This is a genomic window from Pedobacter sandarakinus (genome assembly GCF_026240095.1).
GTDB classification, from domain to species: Bacteria; Bacteroidota; Bacteroidia; order Sphingobacteriales; family Sphingobacteriaceae; genus Pedobacter; species Pedobacter sandarakinus.
Genome location: NZ_JAPIVG010000002.1, coordinates 377,224 through 402,758, shown reverse-complemented (window position 1 = coordinate 402,758; position 25,535 = coordinate 377,224). Strand labels below are relative to the sequence as shown.

Sequence of the window (25,535 nt, the reverse complement as noted above, 5' to 3'; positions counted from 1 at the left end):
CTTAACAGTTTTATTAGGTTACTGTTTCGTGCTTATAAGAAAAAACCCTGCCAAAAGAATTAAGATTACTTCAACATCCAATAAATCAAAAGATTACGAAAAATAAAATATTTCACAATAATGTTACCGTAGATAGGAAATTAAATCAAAAAGTGTATTTTATTCTATACAATTTACCTAACATCTAAAGCTAGAATACTATTGATCGAGCAAATTCTATCTGTATTGCGTGAAGATTCAGTTTTTTAATGCTTAATGCGGGTTATTTAATAAGCAGTTATCAAGCGCTTGCGCCAAGTATCCGTGAAAATATAGATCATGATTAAGAAAATGATTAAAACACAAGATAACTTTGATACCAAAATTGAATAGATAAGCGCTATTAATGCTAGAATTAATCTTGTGATTCCGGGTTATAATTTCAGTTTTGCGAAGAAATCCCAAAATACGATACCAGCTGAAATTACAATATTAAATGAATGTTTCGTTCCAAACTGGGGAATTTCGATACAGGCGTCGATGGTATGCATCACATCATCGCTCACGCCATCAACTTCATTACCAAATATCAGGGCGTATTTTTTGTTCTGGTCGGGAGTAAAAGTATTTAGCATGGTGCTATTTTCTGCCTGTTCAATAGCAATAATTTCGTATCCTTCAGCACGCAAGGATTCGATAGCAGACAAAGTGTCGGCATAATGCGACCATGCTACAGACTGGGTTGCACCCAATGCTGTTTTTTCGATTTCGCGGTGTGGTGGCTGGGCCGTAATGCCACAAAGAATTACCTGTTCCAATGCAAAACCATCGGCTGTACGGAAGATAGAACCAACATTATGCATGCTCCTAACATTATCAAGCACCGCTACTACCGGCAGTTTATCTTGCGCCTTAAACTCTTCAACATCCAAGCGATTCAGCTCATCTAATTTCAATTTCCTCATATCTTTATTGCTGGTATGGTCTAAAGTTTAACCGGGCCGTTGCCAATTTGGCTAATATATATTGCCGCTGGATAGCCAATTTTTGCGACGTAATAGTCGGTGAGATGTTTAGCAAAATCTTCTTCGAAACCCTTTTCAAGCAATGCGATGGCACATCCTCCGAAACCAGCACCTGTCATACGTGCCCCTATAACATTTGGGTAGGTATAACAAAAGTCGACAACCGCATCCAATTCTGGTCCGCTAACCTCGTAAAGTGTTCTTAGCGATTGATGGGAGGCATACATCAACCGACCAAACTCCTGCAGGCCGCCGGTATTTAATGCTTTGGCCGCCATATGTACCCGATCGTTCTCTTTAACCACGTGTGTAGCCCGGTCTAAGATGGTTTTATCCTCAATTAGGTGACTGTGGAGTGCGAATTTCTCTGCATTCAATTCGCATAAATTATTTAATTTGATTTCTTTGTTTAGCAGTTGCAAAGCAGATTGGCATTCGGCCACCCGCTCATTATATTTTGAATCTGCCAATTCGCGTGGCTTGTTTGTATTAATGATGGCAAGTACGTAATTTCCAAGATTAACATCAACCATTTTATATTTTAATGTTTCGCAATCCAATACAATAGCTTTATCCTTTTCTCCGAATGCAACGGCAAACTGATCCATTATACCCGAATTTAGTCCGATGAAATTGTTCTCAACGCTTTTGGCAATTTTTACCAGATCTAACTTATCATAGCCAAGATTTAAATAGTCGTTAAGTGCAAATGCGGTAGCAATCTCAATAGAGGCCGATGAAGATAAACCAGAGCCAATAGGGATATTGCCGTAAAATAGAAAATCCATACCAGAAATATCCTTACCATCTTTAACAAATTCATTAATAATACCAAGCGGATAATTGCTCCATAACCCCCCGTTTTTACTGTACGTTGATTTCGTATCTGCTTCAACAAACTCCTCAAAATTTACACTTTTAAATCTAAATTTCCCTTCTGTATTCGGAGCAATGGCAAGCCAGGTTCCCAAAGTAATAGCGCAAGGCATAACCAGGCCCCCGTTATAATCAATATGTTCACCTATTAAGTTTACCCTACCTGGTGTAAAATAAACAGCATCAGCATTTTTGTAATATTGTTCGGCAAATTTTTCTTGAAGGTTAATTTCCATTTGGTTAAAAATATTTATTAAAAGCAAGTAATATTGGTATGTTTGCTATGCAAACAAAAGCACTAAGTTACAATTTATGAGCGTTCAGCAAATACCAACAGGTAAAATTATTGATGGCGAAGAAGTAATAGCCATCGAGCTAACCAATAGCAGAGGCACTTACGTTAAAATATTCAATTATGGTGCAATCATTAACAAATTCATCGTGGAAAACGCCAGTGGAGAAAAGCAGGATATTGTATTGGGATTTGATGATTTTGGAGGGTATTTGGACCCTGCTTATATTGCCAATGGAGCCTACGTGGGCGCCGTTGTAGGACGCTATGCCAACCGGATTAAAGATGGGCAATTTACACTTGAAGGCAAATCTTATCAATTAGCCAAGACCACAGGTACCGATACCCTACATGGAGGGGTTGTAGGATTTGATAAAAAAGTATGGGAGGTAATAGAGGTTGGAGAAAATAATTCTAACAGCGTTACATTACAGTACGAAAGTGTAGCGGGTGAGGAAAACTTTCCAGGCAATTTATTGGTTGAACTCACTTTCGAACTTACAGAAAATGATGAACTTATTTTAAGTTATGAGGCAGAAACTGATCAAGCAACACCCATAAATCTAACTCATCACGGCTACTTCAACCTCTCACCTGCGGGAGGAAATGTAAAAGATCATCAACTACAAATATTTGGATCGAACTTTCTGGAACAGGATGAAAATTATTGTGTAACAGGTAAACTTATCCCGGTTAAAGATACGCCGTTGGATTTTACCACTTTAAAACCAATTGGTAAAGACTGGGATGAGGGCGAAGGTTACGACCAAACATTTGTATTGGATAAAACCTATGGTGAGCTCACATTAGCCAGTAAAGTCACAGAAGAACATAGTGGATTAATGTTAAGTGTTTATACCACAGAGCCCGTAGCCCATTTATATACATCAAAATACTTGCGGGTTAAGCATGCCAAAGGTGGGCGGGAATATACTGGGTTCGATGCTTTTTGTGTAGAGACCCAACATCACCCTAATGCCATCAACATTCCAGGCTTCCCCAGTACGGTGTTAGCACCTGAGGATTTATACACTCAAACCACAATTTATAAAGTCTCTTTAAATAAATAAACTATGTTTTCAATCGAGGATATTAAAGCTGCCGAAAATAAAATTAAAACAGGAACGGATTTCCCGAAGTTTATAGCAGAACTGAAGACACTAGGTGTGGTTAGAAACGATGTGTATGTATCAACCGGTTTATCTATCTATTTTGATGATGAAGATAATGTTCAACAAATAAGCCCGCAAGATTACCCATCCCTTGTAGTCAACGATGAGGTTTCTAAAGATAAACTGTCTCACGCATTGAACATACACCAACAAGGACAGACAGATTATTTCACGTTCTGCAAGCAAGCAGCTGATGCAGGGGTAGAGAAGTGGGTTATAGATCTGAATGCCATGACATGTACCTATCTTACCAGCCAGGCTGAAGAATTAGTTCAGGAACAAATACCTCATGTTTAAATTCATGCGATAATTAGGAAGTATATTGATTATCAACAAGCTAAACATTATTAGTACTTAATTATCTAGCAAATCCTTTCCAGCACGAGTTTTATGGCTCGATCTACAATTTCATTTGGGTTTTTACTAAATTCAAAGTTAACCCTGCTTGCTAAGATGGCATTTATGGAAAGTGCCTGGTGGCCTAAAGCCTTGGCTAAAGCATAGATGCCCGCTGTTTCCATTTCCAGATTGGTTATTCTTAATTCGCCGCTTCTAAAGGTATTGATGAGGTTAATAAATCCAGGAACGGCATTTTCCGCCCTTACTAACCGTCCTTGAGGTGCATAAAAGCCTGGAGCAGTCGCAGTGATTCCTGTAGGTAAACCTTTACCAACGCCATCTAAAAGACTACTACCAGCCGCGGTTAGGTAAGGCTTTATTCCTTCAATCTTATTAAAGTGATCTGCCACATCTACCATTATTCTTTTTTCTTCCTGAGATAGTTCGTACCTGTAATAACTCATCAATGCATCCATACCTAAACCGTATGAAGAGGCCATTATGGTTCCCATGGGAAGATCTGATTGAACTGCGCCAGAAGTGCCAATGCGAATGATGTTTAAAGAGGTAAGCTTATTTTTTACTGTTCTGCTCTGGAAGTCGATATTAACTAAAGCATCCAATTCATTCAACACAATGTCTATATTATCGGTACCAATACCTGTTGAAATTACGGTCAAGCGTTTCTTGCCTATGTAACCTGTATGGGTGATAAATTCGCGTTTCCCTTTTTTAAGTGTTATACTATCAAAATACTTACTTACTTCTGCAACACGATCGGGATCGCCAACAGTAATTACAGTTTCTGCAACATCTTCCGGCAGGAGATTAAGATGGTAAATACTCCCATCTGGATTAATAATGAGATCACTTTCCGAAATTTTCATAAGTTAATGATAAGGTTATTCACTGTTATACAACGAAATTTAGGCGTCTAGATAGTATGCAAATACCTAAGCTTGGTGTGTTCTAATTTACTAAATTTTGCCATAACTTGGTTTAATTGCGATTTACGAACTTCGAACATAATGGTGCATTTGATATCGAAATTTTGAGATAAAACATGAAGTTCCTCATCTTTGATCAACTTCATAACATCGTTCATTAAAATGTATTCGAAAGCTATTTCGTAAACATCATTTACGGTTTTGCTAACAACTTTGCTTGACGATAACGCATTAACTGTAGCGTTTTTATATGCATTAATTAAACCCGGCACACCTAGTAACGTGCCACCAAAATAGCGCACAACGACTACCAGGATGTTGGTAACATCTTCAGAAAGCAAACAATTTAAGATGGGGCGACCGGCAGTTCCTGAAGGTTCACCATCATCATTTACTCTAAAAACAGATCGATCGGGTGTGAGCCGATAGGCGTAGCAAAAATGCCTCGCTTTGGCATGGTCATTCCGTAGGTTTGCAATAATTGGTTTTAATTCAGTCTCGCTCTTAAAAGGATACCCGTATGCTAGAAATTTACTACCCTTATCACGATAAACCCCTTCAGATGTATCTATTATAGTTCTGTAAGTATCATCAAAAAGCATCCTGCGAAATTTTTATTAATACAATGGCCACAAGCGCCAAAGCAATACCAACATAATTTAGTTTATTGACTCTTTCTTTAAATACCAAAATACCAACCAAGCTTCCAACCATAATTACGCCTAAATTCATTGCCGCAAATACGGTAGAGGGATTTTTGGGCAACGCCTGATGTGCCTTGAGATAAAAAAGAATATTCCCGAAGTTGAAAATTCCCAAGAGAAAGCCACAGGCTATATTCACTAATTGCAGCTTCGCCATGCCCGATACCAACATATAGATGGTAATGATAAGTGCTACTAAGAAAGATAGACAGAAAACGACGAAAAGAGAGGTTGTGTAAGGAATTGCTTTATATAGTGCAATTTGTTTGAAAAGTATATCAATAATTCCAAAACCTAAGAAAACAACTATCGGAAGTAGCCAACTTCTTTGATTATCTTCTTTCTTTGATTTCCTTGCCAAGGTTAAAATAATAGCTGTGAAGCCTACCAGCAAACCGATGATTTTGTAAATATTGAATGATTCCCCAAAAATAAAATATGCCGCCAAAATGGGAATAAATAGCGACAAGCGTTGGGCAATATCGGTTTTCACGATTCCAATGTGCTTCACCGAGGCTGCCAATACGAGAAATATGGATGGTAGCAGGATCGCTAATCCAATATAGATATGCCAAGGCGAACTTGAAATCTCACTTGAAATGCTTGGCTTAAAAAATACCAAACAAAGCCCTAATGCTGTAAGATAGTTAATTGTAACAGCTTGGATGATACTGATGTTATAACGTTTACCCAATTTCAGGAATACAGCTACAGTTACACTACAAAAAACGCTTAGTAATATGTATATCATCTGTTTGCGTGATTCATATAAATAGAAAGTTCGTCTTTTGAAAGCTGTACACGTTCGATCAAATTACCTTTAATAACGGGTGAGGAAATTCCATCTGTCCAGCTGTCAGAAGACCTGAAGATCCTTGCCTCATCCCAAAGGTTATGATTGAGAAATTGTGTTAAAAGGATGGCACCACCTTCGACAATTACCGATTGGATATCCATGAGATAAAGTTGAAACGCTATTTTTTGCGCAAGATAAAACTGCATATCTTCCATTTGGATATAGTGGATATTCTCTACAACAGCTGTTTTATGCTCGTTAAAAATAATGGTTTTTGCTTCTCCATTGAAAATGTGATTCCCCTGTGGGACCTGCAAATTGCGATCGATAACAAGCCGAACTGGATTTTTCCCAGGAAATTCTCGTGAAGTTAGTTGTGGGTTATCCATAAGAGCGGTCTGTTTGCCAATTAAAATCGCATCCTCTTCGGTTCGCCACTGGTGAGCAAGTTTTTTAGATAGTGTCCCACTTATCCACTTTTGATGTCCGTTTGGTGTTGCAAAATATCCATTTGCAGTTTCAGCCCATTTGAGAATGATGTATGGTCGCTGTTTAACTACCCTTGTAAAAAAACGGCGATTGAAATGTTTGCACGCATCATCTAATACACCGCTTGCTACCACTATACCGGCATGCCGAAGTTTTTCAATTCCCTTGCCATCCACGCCAACGAAGGGGTCGCGGTTTCCAATAACTACTTTCTTAAGTCGATGCTTTACCAACAAATCGGCACAAGGCGGCGTTTTACCAAAGTGCGCACATGGCTCAAGATTTACGTATGCCGTAGCATCCTTCAATAAATTGGGCGCATCATTACCGTAACGATCGAAAACTGCTTTTATCGCATTGGGTTCGGCATGCGGCTGGCCATATTGTTGATGATAGCCTTCTCCAATAATTTTATCTCTGACTACAATTACGCAGCCAACCATTGGATTGGGACTTACCTTGCCCATACCTATGGCTGCCAGCTCCAGGCATCGATTGATATAAAATTCATCGCTCATTAGCGCAAAAGTAACAAAAAATGCCTGATAGATGATCAAATGATAGGATTGTTATCATCTCAAATAAGTAATTTTACAGCAATGAATATCGGCGAACTTGAACAGAAATACATTGTAGCATTGGCTTCAGAATACAGTGAAGAGGAGGCACAAACTTTATTCAGCTTTGCAGCAGAGCATGTTTTAAAGGTGTCTGCTTTGAAGTTGAAGTTGATAAAGCCCGAATTCATTGGCCCAGTAGATCTCCAAAAAATGCTGGCTATTCTTGAAGATCTATCCAGCGGAAAACCCATACAGTATATTTTGGGCGAAGCTCATTTCTATGGCGCTGTTTTCAAAGTGAACGAGAATGTGCTCATCCCCAGGTCTGAAACTGAGGAACTGGTAGATTGGATAATTACTGATCACTTAAATATGAGCGGTTCTATTTTAAAAATCATTGATATCGGGACCGGTTCAGGATGCATTCCCATTTCACTGAAAAAGTTCCTACCTAATTGCGATGTTTCTTCGTTAGATGTTTCTAAAAAGGCCCTTGCAGTGGCCCAGGAAAATGCAAATGCGATGGGTGTTTCAATAAATTTTATATCAGGGGATATAAGAAAATTTGAGACTTTGGATAAATTCGATATTATCGTCAGTAATCCGCCTTATGTTAGGGCATTGGAAAAAGCAGATATGCACAGAAATGTACTTGCGCATGAACCACACCTTGCACTATTCGTAAGCGATGAAAACCCACTCGTTTTCTACCATGCCATTGCAGATTTTGCATGTAAAAACCTTGAAGATAATGGAAAATTATACCTGGAGATTAATGAGTATTTAGCTGCTGATACAATTGAGATGTTATCAGCTAAAGGTTTCAAAAACATAACTTTAAGAAAAGATATGCAAGGTAAAGACAGAATGATTTTGGCTATGATCGGGGATGAAACTGCGTAATTACTTCCCTAAGATAATCTCGATCCAGATGGGTGTAGATTTCAGTAGTCGTAATGCTCGAATGTCCTAACATTTCTTGTACCGCTCTTAAATCTGCGCCACCTTCTATCAAATGTGTTGCAAATGAATGGCGGAAGGTATGCGGACTGATATTTTTTTTTAAACCTATTACCTGCGCCAATACTTTAATTATATTGAAGATAGAAATGCGAGAAAGTTTTGCGCCAAAGCGATTAAGAAAAATATAATCCTCATTTCCTTTTTTGATGTTTAGATGCACCCGAACGCTCGTCAAGTATAGGTCGATATACTTTAGTGCAACGCTGCCAATTGGTACCAGGCGTTCTTTATTTCCTTTTCCAATTACTTTTATAAACTCAATCTGCGGATATAGATTTGATATTCTGAGTTCCGTAAGTTCGGTAACCCGCAAACCGCATCCGTATAAAACCTCCATAATGCCTTTATTGCGCATCCCCTCTGGCGTAGACATATCAATCGCATCAATCAAGGCATTAATTTCATGAATGTTTAGCGTATCCGGTAATTTTCTACTTGATCTTGGAGCCTCGATCAATTCTGTCGGGTTGCGATCTATAACTTCTTCTAACATCAAGTATGTAAAAAATGCTTTCAGCCCAGATATTATTCTGGCTTGGGTGCTGGCAACCATCCCTAACTCGTTAATCCAACTAAGAAATGTTTTTAAATCATCAGAAGTAATCTGCGGCAGGGAAGGTGCCAACTGTTGCGATTGGAAATACTGAATGAGTTTATCTATGTCGCTCAGATATGCATCAATTGAATTTCCCGATAATGACCGTTCTAATTTTAGGTAAGACTTAAATCCTTTCAGGTATGATTGCCACACAATAGATAAAATGAATGTTTATAATAGTTAATCCGCAATCAAAGATAGTTAATCTTGGTTTGGTACGGCTAGAAATATGAACAATGATAGAAAGTTTAACAATAAATTTTAATATCAATTTGTATTATTGTAAAGTAATAGTTCTCGAATGAAATCATCTTGAACTGGCAATTATAGATCAATACAACATGCAAATACAAATCATTAACGGTCCAAATTTAAACCTTTTAGGTGTTAGAGAGCCATCAATTTATGGCAATACGAGTATCGAAGATTATATCAAAGAGTTAAAACAAATATATCCCTCGCTGTCGATCTCTTACTTTCAAAGCAATATTGAAGGGGAACTCATTAATAAATTGCATGAAGTAGGATTTACTTTCGATGGAATTATCCTAAATGCTGGAGGCTACACCCACACTTCCGTTGCCATAGCTGATGCAATTGCAGCCATCAAAACACCTGTGGTTGAGGTACATATATCAAATATCTATGCGAGAGAAGAATTTAGACATGTTTCGCTAACAGGTAAAAACTGCAAAGGTGTGTTAACCGGCTTTGGTATGAAGGGCTACCGCCTTGCAATCGAAAGCTTAATGTAAATTGATATGCTAACAAAGACGCTCTCTATCTTTTTTATTGTTATTTCCTCGTTTGCATGCGCTCAAGAGCAAGGAAATAACCGCAACACAATTAATCCAGAATCTGTAGTTAGGGGGGAAGATGGTATGGTTTATACCTATAAAGTCTGGAATAAATTAATGCAGACCGGCAATTATGCCCTTAAAAATAGGAATACGCTAACCGAAAACGGGCAGAAAGAATACATGATTGTTGAGTTAAAGGAATCGGAAAAAGCTGCATATTTTGAACGCATGCCAAAACCAAAACCTAGTGCCGCATTTGTTATTGATGAAACGTTCAATGGCGTAAAGGTTACCGATATAAATGGAAAAAAACATGACCTTAAAAATTTAGCTGGCAAAACGCTAGTACTTAACTTTTGGTTTGTAGATGGTTCTGTAAGTAACATGCAAATCCCGCAGTTGAATAACCTTCATCAAGAATTTGGAGACAATGATTCCGTTATTATGATTTCCTTTTGCAATAATAGCAAGGATGAGATTATTGCCTTTCTTAAGAACACACCTTTTCAATTTAATGTAGTTGCTGACGCAAGAGCGCTTGCCAAAAATTATAATGTTGACCGATATCCGACAACGATTGTGGTCGATAAAAATAACCAAATCAAGTTTAGTAGCGTTGGCCTTTCGCCAAGCACCGGATATTGGATTAAAAAAGCGGTGGATGAATCCTTAGCACATTAAGACAATTTAGAAAAGTATCGAACTTTTTTGATAAAAAATGCCCATACTACGCTGTTTTTGTACACACCAGCGTGTGTGGCAAAAGGTTTTTGATAAACATTCCTTTTTGCATTTGTTTTAGTTATGGATTTAATAAAATGCCAGTGCCCCTTGGTTACCGCCATGGTAAATTTAGGTTTGCCTGTTAGTAGAAAATGCCACCAGGCAATAAAATCTATACACATTCTCAGAAAAATTCTAAAAACAGCATCACCTGCAGGAAGGTTTTTCTGCATGATAATTAAATTATTTCTAAAGTTAAGATAGGTTTTGAAAGGATTTTCAGTTTGTAATGTACCGCCTCCAACATGGTAAACTGTAGCATCAGGACAATACATTACCTTGTATTTTAAATTTTTCAAGCGCCAGCATAAATCAATCTCTTCCATATGAGCAAAAAGATCGGCATCTAAACCACCTGCTTCTTGCCAGCATTTCCGTTTGATAAAAAATGCTGCACCACTGGCCCAAAATACTTCAGATTGCTGGTCATACTGTCCCTGGTCGAATTCATAAACATTAAATAAACGACCGCGGCAAAAGGGATAGGCATAAATGTCTAAATATCCCCCTGCAGCACCTGCATATTCAAATTGATTTTTATTATTGAAAGCTTTAATTTTTGGCTGTGCAGCAGCAATCGCAGGATCGAGCTCCATTAAATCAATTACTGGAGCAATCCAATTGGGGGTTACTTCTACATCGGAATTAAGGAGAATAAAGTAATCAGCCTCAACTTGTTCTAATACTTTATTGTAGCCTCCGGCAAAACCATAGTTCAGATCATTTTTAATAACCCTTACAGAGGGAAAATTTTCGGTTAAGAATACTACAGAATCATCAGTAGAAGCATTATCGCCAACAACCACCTGTAAGTTATCATATTCGGAATCTAAAACCCCTGGTAAAAATTGTTGCAAAAATGGTTTTCCATTCCAGTTTAGAATCACAACGGCTACTGATGGCTTCATGCGTATAAATCGGGTTTAAATTTCCACCGCTTATGGCTCCAGAGCCAATATTGGGGTTGTTCTTTTATAATATCTTCCAAAAATTGAAAGTGCAATTTAGTGATTTCATGATCAACTGTATGGGCAGGGCTTAAACACATTGGTATTACTTCCACATGGTAATAACCTCTTTTTGGAACCGTAACTTTGAAATAAAATACTGGTCGATTAGTAGATTTCGCTATTTTCTCTACACCAAGCAATGCAGCTGTAGGCTGATGGAGAAAGTCTAGGAAATACTTAGTCTCTTCCCTGGTAGGTGCTTGGTCGCTAGCAAAGCAAAGCAATGTTGGCTCATTTTTATAAGCTGCAATTCCCCGTAATGTTTGCCGCATAGAAATAAAAATATTGCCATATTTCGTGCGGAGCTGATCAAACCAACTTTCGAAAATTTTGTTATTGATGGGCTTGTAAATGACCATCGTTTTGGCAGAAATATTTAGCCCTAATGCTAAAGTGCCAAGCTCCCAGTTGCCATAGTGCCCGGTGCATGCTAGAACACTGCTGCCTGCTTTAAAATAGCTTTCCAGATGATCCAGTCCACTAAAAGTAACCCGTTTGTTTGCTTCCTGTTTCGAAATGGAATTCATTTTGATGATCTCGAAGATAAGGTCAGCAAGGTATTTGAAAAATTTTTTCTCAATGTCAAGAATATCATCTAGCGACTTTTCTGGAAAAGAATTTATCAAATTTTGGCGAACTGTTTTTTTTCTATAGCCAATAACGTAATAAAGGATATAATATAGTAATCTTGCAAAAAATAATAGTACTTCCAGCGGAAGGAGCGACAGCAGGCATAAAAAAAACACGCCCAGATGCGCAATTCCTCTTTTAATCATTATTTTTAAAACGTTTCGGCTACAAACATAAATTTTCAAATGCAGAATCTAGCAATACTTCCATTATTTTATCTACCTCCAGTTGGTTATTTTAGCACCGTACAAGCAATGGGCGATCGGTTTTTGATCGAAAAACATGAGCATTTGGCCAAGCAAACGTACCGGAACAGGGCAAGCATTTATTCACCAAACGGTAAGCTAGATTTAACCGTACCTGTAGTTAAAGGTGCTAAAACTCATACTAAAATGAAAGATGTACGCATCAGTTACGATTTTAAATGGCAACGCCTACATTGGTTGAGTTTAGAAACGTGCTATCGAAGTTCAGCTTACTTTGAATTCTATGAAGATGAGCTGGCTCGGTTTTATAATGAGAGATTTGAATTTCTATTTGATTACAATATGGAGCTTTTACTGTGGCTCGGAAAAAAACTTAAGCTGTCGACTACCTTTAACGTTACCGAAGACTACAGCGATGATGTAGCTTTAGAATTGGATTTTAGGGGGATGATGAATCCTAAAAAAATGGATGAAGTAGTAAACAATAAGCCTTACTATCAGGTCTTTGAAGACAGACATCAGTTTCTCCCTAACTTAAGCGTTGTAGATCTGCTGTTCAACCAAGGTCCACAAGCTAAATTGTATTTGTAAAATGGGAAAAAACAAGCCTCGTAATCGACATAAACACTACAAAGTTCCAGCGCCTGGCACTAGCCCGGGCTTATATGAAATAGATCAGGATGCGCTAAAACCGCAAATTGTATTGCACACTTATAATCAAAAATCTTATAAAAATGAGATCCTTGACGATATTAGTAATATTGACAAGCTGGTAGCCAATACAGATTTTAATTATTGGTTTGATATTAAAGGCTTGGGCGATAATGGTATGTTTGAGACTTTGTATGCGAAATTCGACATTAGTCGTTTGGTACTTGAAGATATAACCAGTTCTTACCAAAGGCCAAAGTTAGATGAATATGACAACGATAAATACATTTTTTCTGTAAGCCGACACCTTTACCTTGGGGAAAATAATATCTTATGCAACGATCAGGTTTCATTCATTCTATCTGAGCGCACTTTAATTACCTTCCAGGAAACTTATGCCGATTGCTTTGAACCTGTAAGAAAAAGACTCGAGGTTGGTAAAGGTAATATCAGAATTGCTGGAAGTAGTTATCTGATGTATGCTATCATGGATGTGATTGTAGACAACTATTTCTCGCTTTTAAATTTTTGGGGTGAAGAATTGGACGCCATTGAGGATCGTTTGTTCGACAATCCGGATAGGCGAATTATGTATGACACGCAAGCCATAAAGCGATCGTTAATTACAATTAGAAAAGTTGCCTGGCCAGAGCGAGATAAACTTAATGATTTGATCCGAACGGATAGCGTTTTAATATCTGACCTTACGAAAACCTATATCAAAGATGCTTACGACCACTGTATTCAAATTATTGATTTTATTGAGTCGCTTAAAGAAATTGCATCCGCCAATATTGATATGAATCTGTCTATCATTAGTAACCGGATGAATGAAATCATGAAAGTATTGACCATCATATCGTCGATATTTATTCCCCTTACCTTTATCGCCGGTATTTACGGAATGAATTTTAGCAGGGAAGACCCCGCAACCGGTAAAGTGCTCCCGCACAATATGCCTGAATTATATAGCCCTAACGGTTATATATGGACTTGGGTTGTGATGGGCATCATCGCAATTGTTCAGGTTATTTATTTTTGGCGCAGGGGTTGGTTTAAATAAATAAATGGTTCGGTTAAACTATTTATTTTGGTAGCTTTAAGCGTTTTTAGTTGGGTTATACATGCAGTCATTCGAAATAGACAAAAGAGATGTCCAGAAAGTAAAGAGCGCAATATCAGCTGGTGATGAAACCCTCCAACTGGTACTGTCAGAATATCATGCTTCGGAGATTGCAATTTTATTTGAGCGTTTAGATAAATCTGAACAGCAACATATCATCAATATCCTACCCGCAGAAATTGCCTCCGAGATTATCTCTGAAATGGACGAGGAATCGCATCCCGAAGACTTACTATTTCAGCTCCATCCAGATAAACGTACAGAGATTGTTGAAGAGCTTGACTATGATGATGCAACAGACATCATTTCCCAACTTGAAGACCATGAACAGAATGAAATTCTGGAAGACCTCCAGGATGAGCATGCATCAGAAATTAGAAACCTTTTAACTTACGACGAAAAAACCGCTGGGGGGTTAATGAACACTGAGTTAATCTGTGTAAATATCAACCTTACAAAAAAAGATGCCATAGATGAAATTATCCGCCAAAGCGAAGAGATGGAAGAATTTTATACCATCTACGTAGTTGACGATGAAGAGATTTTTAAGGGAATTGTTTCGCTTAAAGACATTATAAAGGCGAAGCACAATGCAAAATTGACAGAGTTGGTTAATGCTGATGCTGTATATGTACATCCAAATACAGACCAGGAAGAAGTCGCAAATTTAATTTCACAATATAATCTAACTAGTATTCCTGTTATTGATGATTATCAAAAACTATTGGGTAGGATTACTTTTGATGACGTTATTGACGTTTTAGAAGCCGAAAGCACGGAAGACATCCTAAAAATCTCCGGGGTATCGGAAGATGAAGAGTTGAGTGGTAATTGGATTGAAGCGGTAAAGTCACGTCTGCCATGGTTAATTATCAATCTAGGTACCGCGTTTTTGGCATCATCTGTAGTGCGTTCATTCGATCCAACCATAAAATTGATTCCATCTCTTGCAGCATACATGACAATAATAGCAGGCATGGGCGGTAATGCTGCTACTCAGGCACTTGCCGTAACTGTTAGGCGTATTTCGCTTTACGATCTAACGGATAAACAGGCTTACAGAACGGTGTTAAAAGAATTTACCGTAGGCTTAATCAATGGTGCGGTTAACGGTTTAATTGTATTTATTTTCGCTTATTTTTTTGATGGCAATCCTATGCTCGGCTTGGTTATCTTTCTGGCTATGACGGGCAATCTAATCATTGCAGGTATCACTGGTACGGGTATTCCACTTATTCTCAAACGAGTTGGAATCGATCCAGCCATTGCATCATCTATTATTATTACTACTTTTACCGATGTTTTTGGCTTCCTGCTAATATTGGGTCTTGCCAGCAAATTATTATTATAACATAGCTGTATGATAACAGCCGTAGCTAACAAAGTTTATAAAACCTAAATCCTAAAAATCTGATCATAATGCAAACAACGAGACACGATTGGACAAAAGAAGAAATATACGAAATTTACAATAGGCCATTTTTAGATTTGGTTTATGAAGCAGCCACTATTCACAGAGAAAATAAGGATTATAACGAAGTACAGGTAAGCTCTTTAATATCAATTAAAACCGGTGGCTGTGCAGAAGACTGTTCTTATTGTCCACAAGCTGCCCGCTACCATACCGACTTAGAAGTTCAACCACTTATGCAGGTAGGCCAGGTTGTTAGTGCCGCGGTAAAGGCAAAAGAGGGTGGGGCATCTCGCCTATGCATGGGCGCTGCTTGGCGTGAGGTTAGAGATAACCGAGATTTCGACCGCGTGATTGAAATGGTTAAGGCTGTGAATGATATGGATATGGAAGTTTGCTGCACACTTGGTATGCTTACCGAACACCAGGCACAACGATTGGCAGATGCTGGGTTATATGCTTACAACCATAATATAGATACCTCTGAAGACGATTATAAGCGTATCATTTCTACAAGAACTTATGATGACCGTTTGAATACGATCAAAAATGTGCGCAAGGCAAAACTTACGGTTTGTAGTGGCGGGATTATCGGATTAGGAGAAACTGTAGAAGACCGGGTTTCGATGTTACAAACATTATCTAACATGGAAAAACACCCTGAATCTGTTCCTGTAAATGCGTTGGTCCCGGTTAAAGGAACGCCATTGGCAGATCAACCCCGCGTACCCATTTGGGATATGGTAAGGATGATTGCTACAGCACGGATTGTAATGCCAAATTCGGTAGTACGGTTGTCTGCTGGAAGGAATGAAATGAGCACCTTAGAACAGGCGTTTTGCTTTATGGCTGGCGCAAGTTCTATTTTTGCGGGCGATAAATTATTAACTACACCCAACCCTGCATTTGTAGATGACATGGCTATGTTCGAATTGCTTGGTCTTAAAACCAGGGATGCCTTTAAAAATGGCAGACCAGAACGCACGCAATTGGCGCAGGAAACATTTTAAACATTTAACACTAAATAAAAAAAGCGGCTATTGCCGCTTTTTTTATTTATTTCACAATTTAAACTGCTGTTACTCTTACATCAATGTTTCCTTTTGTGGCTTTAGAATAAGGACAAACCTTATTTGCTTTTTCTGCCAAGGATTGAGACTCCTCTATTGAAATACCGGGGATGTGGACATCCAAATCTGCCGATAATGCAAATGAATTTCCATCCTGGTTAAAAGAAACTAATACTTTTACATTCGCCTCGCTAATATCCACACCTTCTCTTGCAGCTATCGAACCCAAAGCACCAAGATAGCAAGGGCCCCAAGCTGCTGCAAATAATTCTTCAGGATTTGTGGCTCCACCTTGTCCACCCATTTCTTTTGGCTTTCTAACATCAAAATCTAAAATACCGTCACTAGATTTAACATGTCCATCTCTTCCACCTGTAGCTGTAACTTCAGCCGTATATAGCTTTTCCATAATCTTTATTTTAATAAGTTAATTAAGTAACAGCCTTGGCTTGTATTTGTTTGCAGATGTACAATCACTTCACATTCATGTAAACAATTTCACGCCTTCATGTAAAAAATAGAGCCATTTCGTGTAAAAAAACATTTGCATTTACTGGTCGTTGATCAAATTTAAGTTTTACCAGAACACTCACAAGAACACATTTCTTGAGAGAAAAAACTTAATTGCCAATATGTTACATACAGGTATTAGTACATAGTGATAAAAACTATATATAATACTACTCAATTGTAAGTATAGGTTTTCGTGTAAAAAACGTCGCTTTCTGGTGAGCAGCAGATATCTGGATATACTAAAACAATATTTTTACATCATAACTGTTCAAAACTTGTATTGTGAAATATAGATTGTTGTGGATGGTGCTACTGACTAGCATGATTATTCCATCTAAATTATTTGGTCAAAGTTGTCCTGAAAATGTTGGTTTTGAAGACGGTAGTTTTCAGAATTGGAAAATCTATACTGGTACCACAACCATCAATGGAACGAAAAATTCGGTATCAAATATCGAAATACAAAAGCCAATACTAGGGAGGCATACCATCATGAGTGATAAGAGTCTCGTAGACCAATATGGCAAGTTTCCGGTAATCCCTAAAAATGGTGGAAATTTTTCGGTTAAATTAGGTAACAATGGTACCGGCTCTCAAGCTGATGGGATCTCATATTTGCTCAGTATTCCGACAGACAGGCCAGAATTCACGCTAACTTATCAGTATGCTATTGTTCTGGAAGACCCAAACCATCTAAATGAAGAACAACCTCGATTTATCGCCAGGATAAAAGATGTTGAAACAAATGAATATATTCAGTGTGCATCTTTCGAATATGTTGCCACTTCGGGTTTACCCGGGTTTAAGCAAACCAATACTTCACCGGCCATAATTTATAAAGATTGGACACCGGTAACAGTTAATCTGTCTGGCTATCAGGGCAAAAAAGTGATTTTAGAATTTATAAGTACCGATTGTGCCCTTGGCGGACATTTTGGTTATGCATATATTGATGTAAATAATGTGTGCGGAGATATCATTGCAGGGAACACCTACTGCGAAAATGCTACAGAAATTAATGTAGTAGGACCAAGCGGATTTCAGCAATACAACTGGTACAATGAAGATAGATCTAAAAAGTATGGTTCGGGTCAATCGCTAACGATAACACCCACCCCAGCAGAAGGATCTAAACTTCTGCTAGACCTCATTCCTTTTAAAGGCTTTGGCTGTTCTACCACCGTTTCTACAATCGTGCATGCCGTTAATTACCAGCTACGAGCTATTCCTAAAATTAAGGTTTGCGAAAATAGTGAACTGGATTTAACAGCTCCGGGCTTCATTCTAAATAAATCAAATGACTTTGAATATTTGGTATTTGCCGATAAAGACTTAACCCAACCAGTTGTTGGAAATGTTAGGGTAACGGGCAATAAAACTTACTTCTTTAAAGCAACAAACCATAAGGGTTGCGAAAGTTTTGCCAGCATTGATGTTTCGGTGTCCGAACTATCAAGTTTAACAATTAAAAATCCCACTCCGGTATGCTTCAACCAAACAGTCGATATTACCGACAACGCATTAATTGAAGGAGACATTGAAGGGTTAACTAAAGCTTATTTTATCGATGAGAAGGCGACTATGATTTTGCATGACCCCCAACATATTAGCACTGCAGGCAGGTATTACATCAAACTTAACAGTCAAAGTGGTTGTGAAAAAATTCTTCCTATTGAAATAAAGATAAGCGATAAACCCCAACTGAAAATTACTAATCCGATGCCGGTTTGCTTTCCTGCTACTGTTGATTTAACTGATATGAAAATCTTCGCCGGCAGTGATGCAGATCTATCTTTCGGGTTCTATCGTGATAGCACGATTAAAACAGAAATAGCTAATCCGAAAAATATGGGTATTGCAGGCACTTATTATGTTAAAGCAACCAATGCTAAGGGCTGTGCTGTTATAAAAAGCATTCGCGTAAGCATTAATGATCTACCTGTCCTGTCTATTACCAATCCAGAACCTGTTTGTTACCCAAATCAGGTAGATCTTACACATCCCTCGCTATTTGCAAACGCTGGTGCTGGCTTAACTTTTACATTCTATAACGATATCGACCTTAAAAATAAGGTCACAAACCCAAAGGCTGTCTCCAAATCAGGTATTTACTTTGTCAAAGCTACCAACGCGGGTGGTTGCTTTGTAGTCGGGAAGATGGAAGTTAAAATAAATGAGCTTCCAAAGATCGTGGTGCATAAGCCAAAACCAATTTTCGATAACGCAGCAATTGATTTAACATCAATGGCAATTATTGAAGGGAGTAGAGATTTTGTGAAAGTGAAATACTTCACTGATGCTGGTTTAACGCGTCCGGTAGCCGATCCTACCAGAGTCAATCAGGCTGGCACTTATTACATTAGCATTGAAAATGAGAATGGATGCAATGCCGCAACGGCACTTACGCTAGACATCCTTCCCAGGCCAAAGATAGTAGTACCTACTGCATTTACGCCGCAGAAAGAAACTAACAATCGCTTATACCCATTTCTGGTAAGCATCCAAAAGTTAATTAGCTTTAAGGTATTTAATAAGTGGGGAATTATGGTCTATCAAACCGAATCGCTAGAGAATGGCGGATGGGACGGACAGTTTCAGCGTAAGATGCAGCCTTTAGAAACCTTCTCCTGGTTTGCTGAAGGCGTGGACGTATTGGGTAGCAAGATTCAATCTACTGGCAAAACGATATTAATCTTGTAATGAAGAAAGCATTTGTTGTATTGTTACATTGCTTAATTGCTTTTTGCTGTCGAGCGCAAGACCCAAAATTTTCGCAATATTTTGCGGCGCCATTAACCTTAAATCCTGCATATACAGGGTTTTTCGATGGCGAATATCGAATTGCAGCGAATACCCGCCAGCAATGGGGAAATATGGGCGACCCCTACAACACTTATAGCGTTTCGGGAGATGTGAAACTTTCTGACGATGAAAATTTTACAAATTCTATTTTTAGTCTTGGTTTAAGTGGTTTGTTCGATGAATCCTTTAACAAAGCCCTAAAGTCTCAATACATTAGCGCAAGTTTTTCATATTATCAGTATCTCGATGTTGAACATCGTTATAAGTTTGGACTCGCCCCGCAGGTTTCATATGTTGTAAGATTTTTGGATTACAACCAACTTACCTTCGCGTCTCAGTATAATGGGAGTGGGTTTGATCAATCGTTGCCCAACTTTCTAGACTCGAAAAATGACAAAACCTCGTATTTTGATCTCAACTTAGGTGCAAATTTTTCGGCCAGCTTCGATCAATTCAGCGTTGCCATTGGGTATGCGCAATTTCATCTCACCAAACCAAGAGAAACTTTGCTAACCACAGGCAACCAGGAGATTGCAGCTCGTAAAACCGCTACCCTTGGGATGCTATACCTTGCAAATAACTATCTCGACATTAACTTAACTGGCGTGTATAACCTGCAAAAAAATAATAAAGACGCCATTTTGGGAACAGTGTTAGGCATTAAACCCAATGATGATAGCAAAATAAAGATCAATGTCGGTATATGGTATGGTTTCAACCAATCTTCTTTGTACCCTTATGTCGGCCTTGCTATGGGGAATATTAGCGCAGGCCTGAACTACACTGTATACGGCAACAAGATGTTGAATAGTACGCCACGTACATACGAATTATCATTTATTTACAGGCACAATAATTTTAAAGGGTTTAAAGTTGCATGTCCAAAATTTTAATTATGAAAATGAGGTTTATTATTTTTGTACTGATGCTGATAGCTGAATTTGCACATAGCCAAACGAAACAGCAGCTCGACTATCAATATTTTCGGGATGATAAAGTTTACTATGCATACGAACTTTTCCGAAATACGACAGGTACTAACCGTCAATTGATGCTTGATTTTACCGTAAATGTTGCTTTCAAGAAAATACAGAAGGTATATTTAATCTCAAATAAAAGTGAGATTAAGGTAGCATTCGAAATCAGGAATGAAGTCCTGAAATCAGATAATCCATCTCAGCATTCTTTTCCTATGGCCATGGATAAGGATTTCGATATCAGCATCGTACCATGTGATGCAAAAATCGTTTTCGTGCTGGATAACAAGGAAAGTTACCCTTTGCCATTCAGTGCCTGTGCAGTCACAGATCTGCTTATTAAATCTTAATTTTTGCAGAAAGTTTATAGATATCGTAAGCCACTTTCTGTATTAGATCAAATTGTTCTGGCACCAGATCTTCTCCTTTTTTGATATTTAATCCTGTATCGGTAACGCGGATAAGCGGTACATTGTCTAACTTCCCTGTACCTTCAGATAGGTTTTCGATTATCCTATCGAACAAATAATCGGTGTTATTAGACATCGGTTTTAATCCATCAAAATTATCGAATGTAAACTGATGTTCCTTGTTATACAATGAAAGTGTAGCAATGTAAGATGAAAGCAAATGGTTCAGTGTAGTAAATTGATAAACTTCTTTAATAAACAGCTGCTTACTTTTTGGTTCGGAAAACATCCGTTGAAAAAGTGATGCAAGGTTTGCTGTACTCACATAAACTTCCTTACGTGCAAGTTTGTATTCTGTTCTGTTATAAACTTTCTCAAAGTATAATTTAGAGACTTTATCATAGTAAGATTTGTTTGCTTTTAACAAGTTTAGCATCGCTTCCCTTAGCTTTTCGTGCTCCCAGGTTGGGAAGAGCGAATAACTTGCCAGCAGGGCAATTCCTGAGCCAATAAATGTATCATAAATTCGTTCGCGGGCAAGTGCCATTGAACCCATTCCCAAAAAGTCGAACAAAATAAGAATGTAAGGTGTCATAAAAAGCACACTCACTACATAGTTTTTCCTTTGGAAACTATAGCTTCCAATCATGCAAACCAATAGAATCCAAAAGAGTACGTTTTTATCATGGATATAGCTCACAACAGCCATCCCAATAAACGCCCCTAGGGTTGTCCCAATTAGCCTTTGGTAGTTTCGCTCTTTGGTTAAACTGAAACCAGGCTTGGAAATAACCAAGATGGTGAGTAAAATCCAGTAACTGTGTGAAAAAGCCAAAATCTGCGATACTACAAAGCCAAGAGACATCACCACAGTTACCCGCAAAGAGTGTTTAAAGGTAGAAGAGCTGTAAGTTAAATTTTCGGTAAAAAGTTTAAAATCGAATTTCTGACGAGTGATAAATTTTTCAGTATCTACTTCAGCCTGTCTAATGTCTTTGTTGCTTCTTACTTTAAAATAGCTGTAAATGTTTTTTACCCTAGCTAAAATGTTTTCGATATTTACTTCGATATTTTTTAAAGCAATAATGCCGATTGTGCTATATTCCTGATTTGTATTATTACTTTCGAGATGGTTTATTTTAATTTTTAATCGCTCGATTTCTATTAAAAGTCTTTTCGAGAGCACAGGTTTTCCACCACTCTTTAAAGCAAAAGCAATATCGTCTAGCGCATACGAAATTCGTTTAATTGCCATCTCATAGTCTTTCAAAATGCCGGCTTTGTCAAACTGTTCGTGCAGCTGTTTATAATTATAGTACGTAGACATTACCTGCTCGAACAAATCGACCATATCTACAAAAACCAGTAACAGAAATCGGCCTTCCGGACTAGAATCCCGTACCATTTCCCTCGTGCGAAAAAGTAGTTCCCTAACTGCATCTTGCTTTTCGTGTACAGATACCTGGAGCTGAATTAAATCAGCATACGTTTTCTCATAATTATTATCTTGATGGTAGAATTTTGCTTTCTCCCTTAAAAATTCCGCTACTTCTAAAATAGAATCGCTTAAAGACTGCTGCACAAGCCGAAAGGGCCTAAGGCGGTAAACAAAATAACTTAAGCATGTGTACCAAATGCTCCCAGCCAGAATCAAAAAGCTATATTTAATTACTTCATGCCATGGGCGAATATCATCTATACTCAATACAATAATTAGAAGCACAGCTGTGCCTACAGATGCCGCCCTAACACCATAGATGTAAAACATCGAGAAAACAAAACTGGCTGCTGCTAGTAGTACACCAATGAAATAATGGTTTTTGTTAGTTAAACCAGTTAATATTGAAAATACAAAGATTAGAACCGCTGTCACCAGCATGGCATTGCGTCTATGGGTAATTGGTCCTGGACTATCGACAACGCTTACGCACAATGCGCCTAATGATAAGGTCATACCAATTTTAAGCATCCCAAACTGCGCCAAAATTAAAGAGGGCAGTAAAACGCCCATTGTAATGCGAAGTCCATCTGCGAAGTAAGTACTTAATAAAAAATCTTGAACATTTCTGATGGGTTGCCTTATTTGCATGATACAAAAATAACATAATAGCCATATTTTTTGTTGTGGAAATTCGGAACTTTTCTACCAGAACACCTGCGACAAACTTTTAAAGCATAGCCTACTGACTGCTAAGGCATTATATCTTGTTAATAAAAATGAGAGATTAAATGTTGATAACAACCTAACATAAATAAAATCTTTATTTTTGCATCTGTTACCGCTATATCAGTTGTCGGTTTTCTTGGTTTCAAGTGGATAACTTTGTGCAAAAATTATTATTCTTTTCTATTGATAAATGTTGATTTGTGTATTAAATTAGATCATATCAAATACGAAGTACTTTGAACGCTGAGCTAACAAACTAAATAAGGATAAATGCCAAAAGGTGCTTATTCTTAGTATGTTAATAGGGATTGTAATCCATTTCTTTAATCGGGTTAAGCCCATTAGGAATATACATCATTATCGAAAGATGAGCGATATGAAATTTACGAAGGCCCACCAGCAATTATTGAACGCTAAAAAGTTTTCGAACAGATTAGTCGGAGATAAATTTTCACTTATTGTTAAAGTTTAGACACTAAAACAAGAAAGGAAAAATCAAAGTAAACAGTGTATGCGATTTCTTAATTGAAAACGAAGGTTTTTATTAAGGCTAAAACGGGGAACTAAATCGAAAGAATTAGATCCCCGTTTTATTTTCAGAAGCATCTAGAAATTAAATGGCTTCTAATCAGGCTAACTTATTAACATCTTACACCCATGCAAACCCCCAAGCAATCGGTAGAAGGGCAAAAAACGCTTCATTTATTACATTAAAAAGTCCGAAAACTTAATGATATTTCCTTAATGCCCTAATGGCGATAAATAAGCCAATAAGCGTAAGTATGGCACTAAGAATAAATGGGGCGCCGGGAAAATAAAAAGGTGTTCCATCTTGGATAAAATATACGAAGATATGACTTGCTGCAAAAGGACCGATTATTGCCGCCAAACTCTGCAAGCTAGTGGTAATACCTTGAATTTCTCCCTGAGCATTTTCTGGTACCTGATTTGAAATAATGCTCTGCATTGCCGGCCCACCAATTCCTGCCAAACAATAGGGAATAATAAATAACATCATCATTAATCCATTTGCGGCGAAAGCGAAACATATAAACCCAATAATATATAAGGTTAATCCAAGATAGATCGCCCTGCGATTTCCAATCTTCGGGATAATAACGCGAATTAATCCACCTTGCACTACTGCTACCATAATACCCACAACAGCAAGTGAATAGCCAATCATGGTGGGCGTCCATTGAAATTTCTCAATTACATAATAAGACCAATTGGATTGAACTGAATGACTGGCGATGTATAATAGCAATAAGGTAGCAAGTAAGCCTAAAATAGCAGGATATTTTGACGCATTAATGAAAGCACCTACGGGATTGGCTCGTTGCCAGGAAAAATCTCGGCGGTTTGCTTTGGAAAGCGATTCGGGTAAGATAAAATATCCATATAGCCAGTTAATTAACGACAGCCCAGCAGCCACCATAAAAGGAACGCGTAAACCGAATTGGCTGAGCAGACCACCACCAACCGATCCTAAAATAAAGCCTAAGCCAAACGCTGCGCCAACCATGCCAAAATTCTGCGCTTTTTTTTCTGGCGTGGATATGTCGGCAATGTAAGCCATACCTGTTGTAAAACTAGCGCCTGAGATTCCTGCTATAATTCTTCCAATAAAAAACCAAACAATAGAGGGCGCAAAAGACAGGAATAGATAATCCATTCCCAAACCAAACAACGAAAAGAGTAATATTGGACGTCTGCCATACTTATCGCTCAAACCGCCTAATATTGGTGAAAAAATAAATTGGGGCAGGGCAAAGGCTACCATCAAATAACCACCATAATCTGCAGCCACACTGGTGCTGCCACCGGTGAACTGCTTAATCAGATCGGGTAATACGGGGATAATAATCCCGAATCCGGTACAATCGATTAACAGTGTGATCATAATAAAGATCATCGCCGATTTGTTTTGCTTCGCCATTTTAGATATATCTTAACACACAAAAATATCAAATTGAGCCAATCATTTTATCGCGATCATACCAAACCTTGTATTATTATTGCTAATCTTTTATGCAACAGCAACTTCTAGTCGATAGCAAATAAATAATCCGGCCCGATAAGAAAGTATAGCCATTGATTCATAGATGTGCAAAATGATTTAAAATGCGTTGTAAGCGCTTAAAAAAATATCAACACTCAAAATGACTTATTCAGGGTCAAA

General features: G+C 38.0%; 24 protein-coding genes. 12 read left to right on the top strand and 12 right to left on the bottom strand.

Annotated features, from left to right (window positions below; translation table 11 throughout):
- Nucleotides 1-413: 413 nt before the first annotated feature.
- Together OQ268_RS07335 and OQ268_RS07330 are read right to left on the bottom strand one after the other, a co-directional pair.
- Complete coding sequence (locus OQ268_RS07335) at nucleotides 414-944, bottom strand: RNA methyltransferase (protein WP_265855467.1); 531 nt, start codon at nucleotides 942-944, stop codon at nucleotides 414-416.
- A 20-nt stretch (nucleotides 945-964) separates the two neighbouring features.
- Complete coding sequence (locus tag OQ268_RS07330; protein ID WP_265855466.1) at nucleotides 965-2,116, bottom strand: galactokinase; 1,152 nt, start codon at nucleotides 2,114-2,116, stop codon at nucleotides 965-967.
- 76 nt (nucleotides 2,117-2,192) lie between these two features.
- Here OQ268_RS07330 and OQ268_RS07325 point away from each other — a divergent pair, with 76 nt between their 5' ends.
- Together OQ268_RS07325 and OQ268_RS07320 are read left to right on the top strand one after the other, a co-directional pair.
- A complete protein-coding gene (locus tag OQ268_RS07325) occupies nucleotides 2,193-3,242 on the top strand; it encodes an aldose epimerase family protein (RefSeq protein WP_265855465.1) in 1,050 nt (349 codons plus the stop codon).
- A gap of 3 nt (nucleotides 3,243-3,245) precedes the next feature.
- Nucleotides 3,246-3,641 carry a DUF1398 domain-containing protein gene (locus OQ268_RS07320; protein WP_265855464.1) on the top strand — a complete coding sequence of 132 codons (396 nt, stop codon included), beginning with the start codon at nucleotides 3,246-3,248 and terminating at the stop codon, nucleotides 3,639-3,641.
- A gap of 65 nt (nucleotides 3,642-3,706) precedes the next feature.
- On the opposite strand, the gene OQ268_RS07315 is transcribed toward OQ268_RS07320, so the two are convergent.
- Genes OQ268_RS07315 through ribD form a run of 4 tightly spaced genes read right to left on the bottom strand, consistent with a single transcriptional unit; the run spans nucleotide 3,707 to nucleotide 7,137 of the window.
- On the bottom strand, nucleotides 3,707-4,570 hold the full coding sequence (locus OQ268_RS07315; protein WP_265855463.1) for a nucleoside phosphorylase: 864 nt from the start codon (nucleotides 4,568-4,570) through the stop codon (nucleotides 3,707-3,709).
- Nucleotides 4,571-4,617: 47 nt separating this feature from the next.
- Nucleotides 4,618-5,232, bottom strand: coding sequence for an IMPACT family protein (locus OQ268_RS07310; RefSeq protein ID WP_265855462.1), 615 nt, complete (start codon nucleotides 5,230-5,232; stop codon nucleotides 4,618-4,620).
- Nucleotides 5,222-6,085, bottom strand: coding sequence for a DMT family transporter (locus OQ268_RS07305; RefSeq protein ID WP_265855461.1), 864 nt, complete (start codon nucleotides 6,083-6,085; stop codon nucleotides 5,222-5,224). The genes OQ268_RS07310 and OQ268_RS07305 overlap by 11 nt, the downstream gene beginning before the upstream one ends.
- A complete protein-coding gene (gene ribD, locus OQ268_RS07300) occupies nucleotides 6,082-7,137 on the bottom strand; it encodes a bifunctional diaminohydroxyphosphoribosylaminopyrimidine deaminase/5-amino-6-(5-phosphoribosylamino)uracil reductase RibD (protein ID WP_265855460.1) in 1,056 nt (351 codons plus the stop codon). The genes OQ268_RS07305 and ribD overlap by 4 nt, the downstream gene beginning before the upstream one ends.
- 81 nt (nucleotides 7,138-7,218) lie before the next feature.
- Here ribD and prmC point away from each other — a divergent pair, with 81 nt between their 5' ends.
- Nucleotides 7,219-8,082 carry a peptide chain release factor N(5)-glutamine methyltransferase gene (gene prmC / locus OQ268_RS07295; protein ID WP_265855459.1) on the top strand — a complete coding sequence of 288 codons (864 nt, stop codon included), beginning with the start codon at nucleotides 7,219-7,221 and terminating at the stop codon, nucleotides 8,080-8,082.
- Here prmC and xerD read toward each other — a convergent pair.
- Nucleotides 8,057-8,956: a site-specific tyrosine recombinase XerD gene (gene xerD, locus OQ268_RS07290; protein WP_265855710.1), complete on the bottom strand. Its 900-nt coding sequence runs from the start codon at nucleotides 8,954-8,956 to the stop codon at nucleotides 8,057-8,059. The two genes, prmC and xerD, sit on opposite strands and share 26 nt — an antisense overlap.
- A 185-nt stretch (nucleotides 8,957-9,141) precedes the next feature.
- Here xerD and aroQ point away from each other — a divergent pair, with 185 nt between their 5' ends.
- Entirely contained in the window at nucleotides 9,142-9,555 is a 414-nt protein-coding gene (aroQ, locus tag OQ268_RS07285) for a type II 3-dehydroquinate dehydratase (RefSeq protein WP_265855458.1), read from the top strand.
- A 6-nt stretch (nucleotides 9,556-9,561) separates the two neighbouring features.
- A complete protein-coding gene (locus tag OQ268_RS07280; protein WP_265855457.1) occupies nucleotides 9,562-10,281 on the top strand; it encodes a peroxiredoxin family protein in 720 nt (239 codons plus the stop codon).
- Here OQ268_RS07280 and OQ268_RS07275 read toward each other — a convergent pair.
- Nucleotides 10,278-11,291 carry a glycosyltransferase family 2 protein gene (locus OQ268_RS07275; protein WP_265855456.1) on the bottom strand — a complete coding sequence of 338 codons (1,014 nt, stop codon included), beginning with the start codon at nucleotides 11,289-11,291 and terminating at the stop codon, nucleotides 10,278-10,280. The genes OQ268_RS07280 and OQ268_RS07275 overlap by 4 nt on opposite strands.
- Nucleotides 11,288-12,169: a lysophospholipid acyltransferase family protein gene (locus tag OQ268_RS07270; RefSeq protein ID WP_265855455.1), complete on the bottom strand. Its 882-nt coding sequence runs from the start codon at nucleotides 12,167-12,169 to the stop codon at nucleotides 11,288-11,290. Before OQ268_RS07270 ends, OQ268_RS07275 begins: the two co-directional genes overlap by 4 nt.
- 39 nt (nucleotides 12,170-12,208) lie before the next feature.
- On the opposite strand from OQ268_RS07270, the gene OQ268_RS07265 reads away from it, so the two are divergent.
- The 4 genes from OQ268_RS07265 to bioB all read left to right on the top strand — a co-directional run bounded on the left by OQ268_RS07265 (nucleotide 12,209) and on the right by bioB (nucleotide 16,424).
- On the top strand, nucleotides 12,209-12,820 hold the full coding sequence (locus tag OQ268_RS07265) for a WbqC family protein (RefSeq protein WP_265855454.1): 612 nt from the start codon (nucleotides 12,209-12,211) through the stop codon (nucleotides 12,818-12,820).
- A gap of 1 nt (nucleotide 12,821) precedes the next feature.
- The gene (gene corA, locus OQ268_RS07260; RefSeq protein WP_265855453.1) at nucleotides 12,822-13,943 is read left to right on the top strand and encodes a magnesium/cobalt transporter CorA; all 1,122 of its coding nucleotides are present in this window, start codon (nucleotides 12,822-12,824) and stop codon (nucleotides 13,941-13,943) included.
- Nucleotides 13,944-14,004: 61 nt separating this feature from the next.
- Nucleotides 14,005-15,354: a magnesium transporter gene (mgtE, locus tag OQ268_RS07255; RefSeq protein ID WP_265855452.1), complete on the top strand. Its 1,350-nt coding sequence runs from the start codon at nucleotides 14,005-14,007 to the stop codon at nucleotides 15,352-15,354.
- Between the two features lie 68 nt (nucleotides 15,355-15,422).
- Nucleotides 15,423-16,424, top strand: a complete 1,002-nt coding sequence (gene bioB, locus OQ268_RS07250) for a biotin synthase BioB (RefSeq protein WP_265855451.1) — start codon at nucleotides 15,423-15,425, stop codon at nucleotides 16,422-16,424.
- A gap of 58 nt (nucleotides 16,425-16,482) precedes the next feature.
- On the opposite strand, the gene OQ268_RS07245 is transcribed toward bioB, so the two are convergent.
- Entirely contained in the window at nucleotides 16,483-16,893 is a 411-nt protein-coding gene (locus OQ268_RS07245; RefSeq protein WP_265855450.1) for an organic hydroperoxide resistance protein, read from the bottom strand.
- 386 nt (nucleotides 16,894-17,279) lie between these two features.
- Between OQ268_RS07245 and OQ268_RS07240 the strand changes: the two genes are divergently transcribed.
- Genes OQ268_RS07240 through OQ268_RS07230 form a run of 3 tightly spaced genes read left to right on the top strand, consistent with a single transcriptional unit; the run spans nucleotide 17,280 to nucleotide 21,126 of the window.
- Complete coding sequence (locus OQ268_RS07240) at nucleotides 17,280-19,697, top strand: gliding motility-associated C-terminal domain-containing protein (protein WP_265855449.1); 2,418 nt, start codon at nucleotides 17,280-17,282, stop codon at nucleotides 19,695-19,697.
- Nucleotides 19,697-20,692 (top strand): PorP/SprF family type IX secretion system membrane protein, encoded by a 996-nt coding sequence (locus OQ268_RS07235; RefSeq protein WP_265855448.1) that lies wholly within the window; start codon nucleotides 19,697-19,699, stop codon nucleotides 20,690-20,692. The genes OQ268_RS07240 and OQ268_RS07235 overlap by 1 nt, the downstream gene beginning before the upstream one ends.
- Before the next feature lie 2 nt (nucleotides 20,693-20,694).
- Complete coding sequence (locus tag OQ268_RS07230; protein ID WP_265855447.1) at nucleotides 20,695-21,126, top strand: hypothetical protein; 432 nt, start codon at nucleotides 20,695-20,697, stop codon at nucleotides 21,124-21,126.
- On the opposite strand, the gene OQ268_RS07225 is transcribed toward OQ268_RS07230, so the two are convergent.
- Both OQ268_RS07225 and OQ268_RS07220 read right to left on the bottom strand, forming a co-directional pair.
- On the bottom strand, nucleotides 21,116-23,275 hold the full coding sequence (locus OQ268_RS07225) for an FUSC family protein (RefSeq protein WP_265855446.1): 2,160 nt from the start codon (nucleotides 23,273-23,275) through the stop codon (nucleotides 21,116-21,118). The two genes, OQ268_RS07230 and OQ268_RS07225, sit on opposite strands and share 11 nt — an antisense overlap.
- Nucleotides 23,276-24,080: 805 nt before the next feature.
- Nucleotides 24,081-25,292: a TCR/Tet family MFS transporter gene (locus OQ268_RS07220; RefSeq protein ID WP_265855445.1), complete on the bottom strand. Its 1,212-nt coding sequence runs from the start codon at nucleotides 25,290-25,292 to the stop codon at nucleotides 24,081-24,083.
- Nucleotides 25,293-25,535 lie beyond the last annotated feature (243 nt).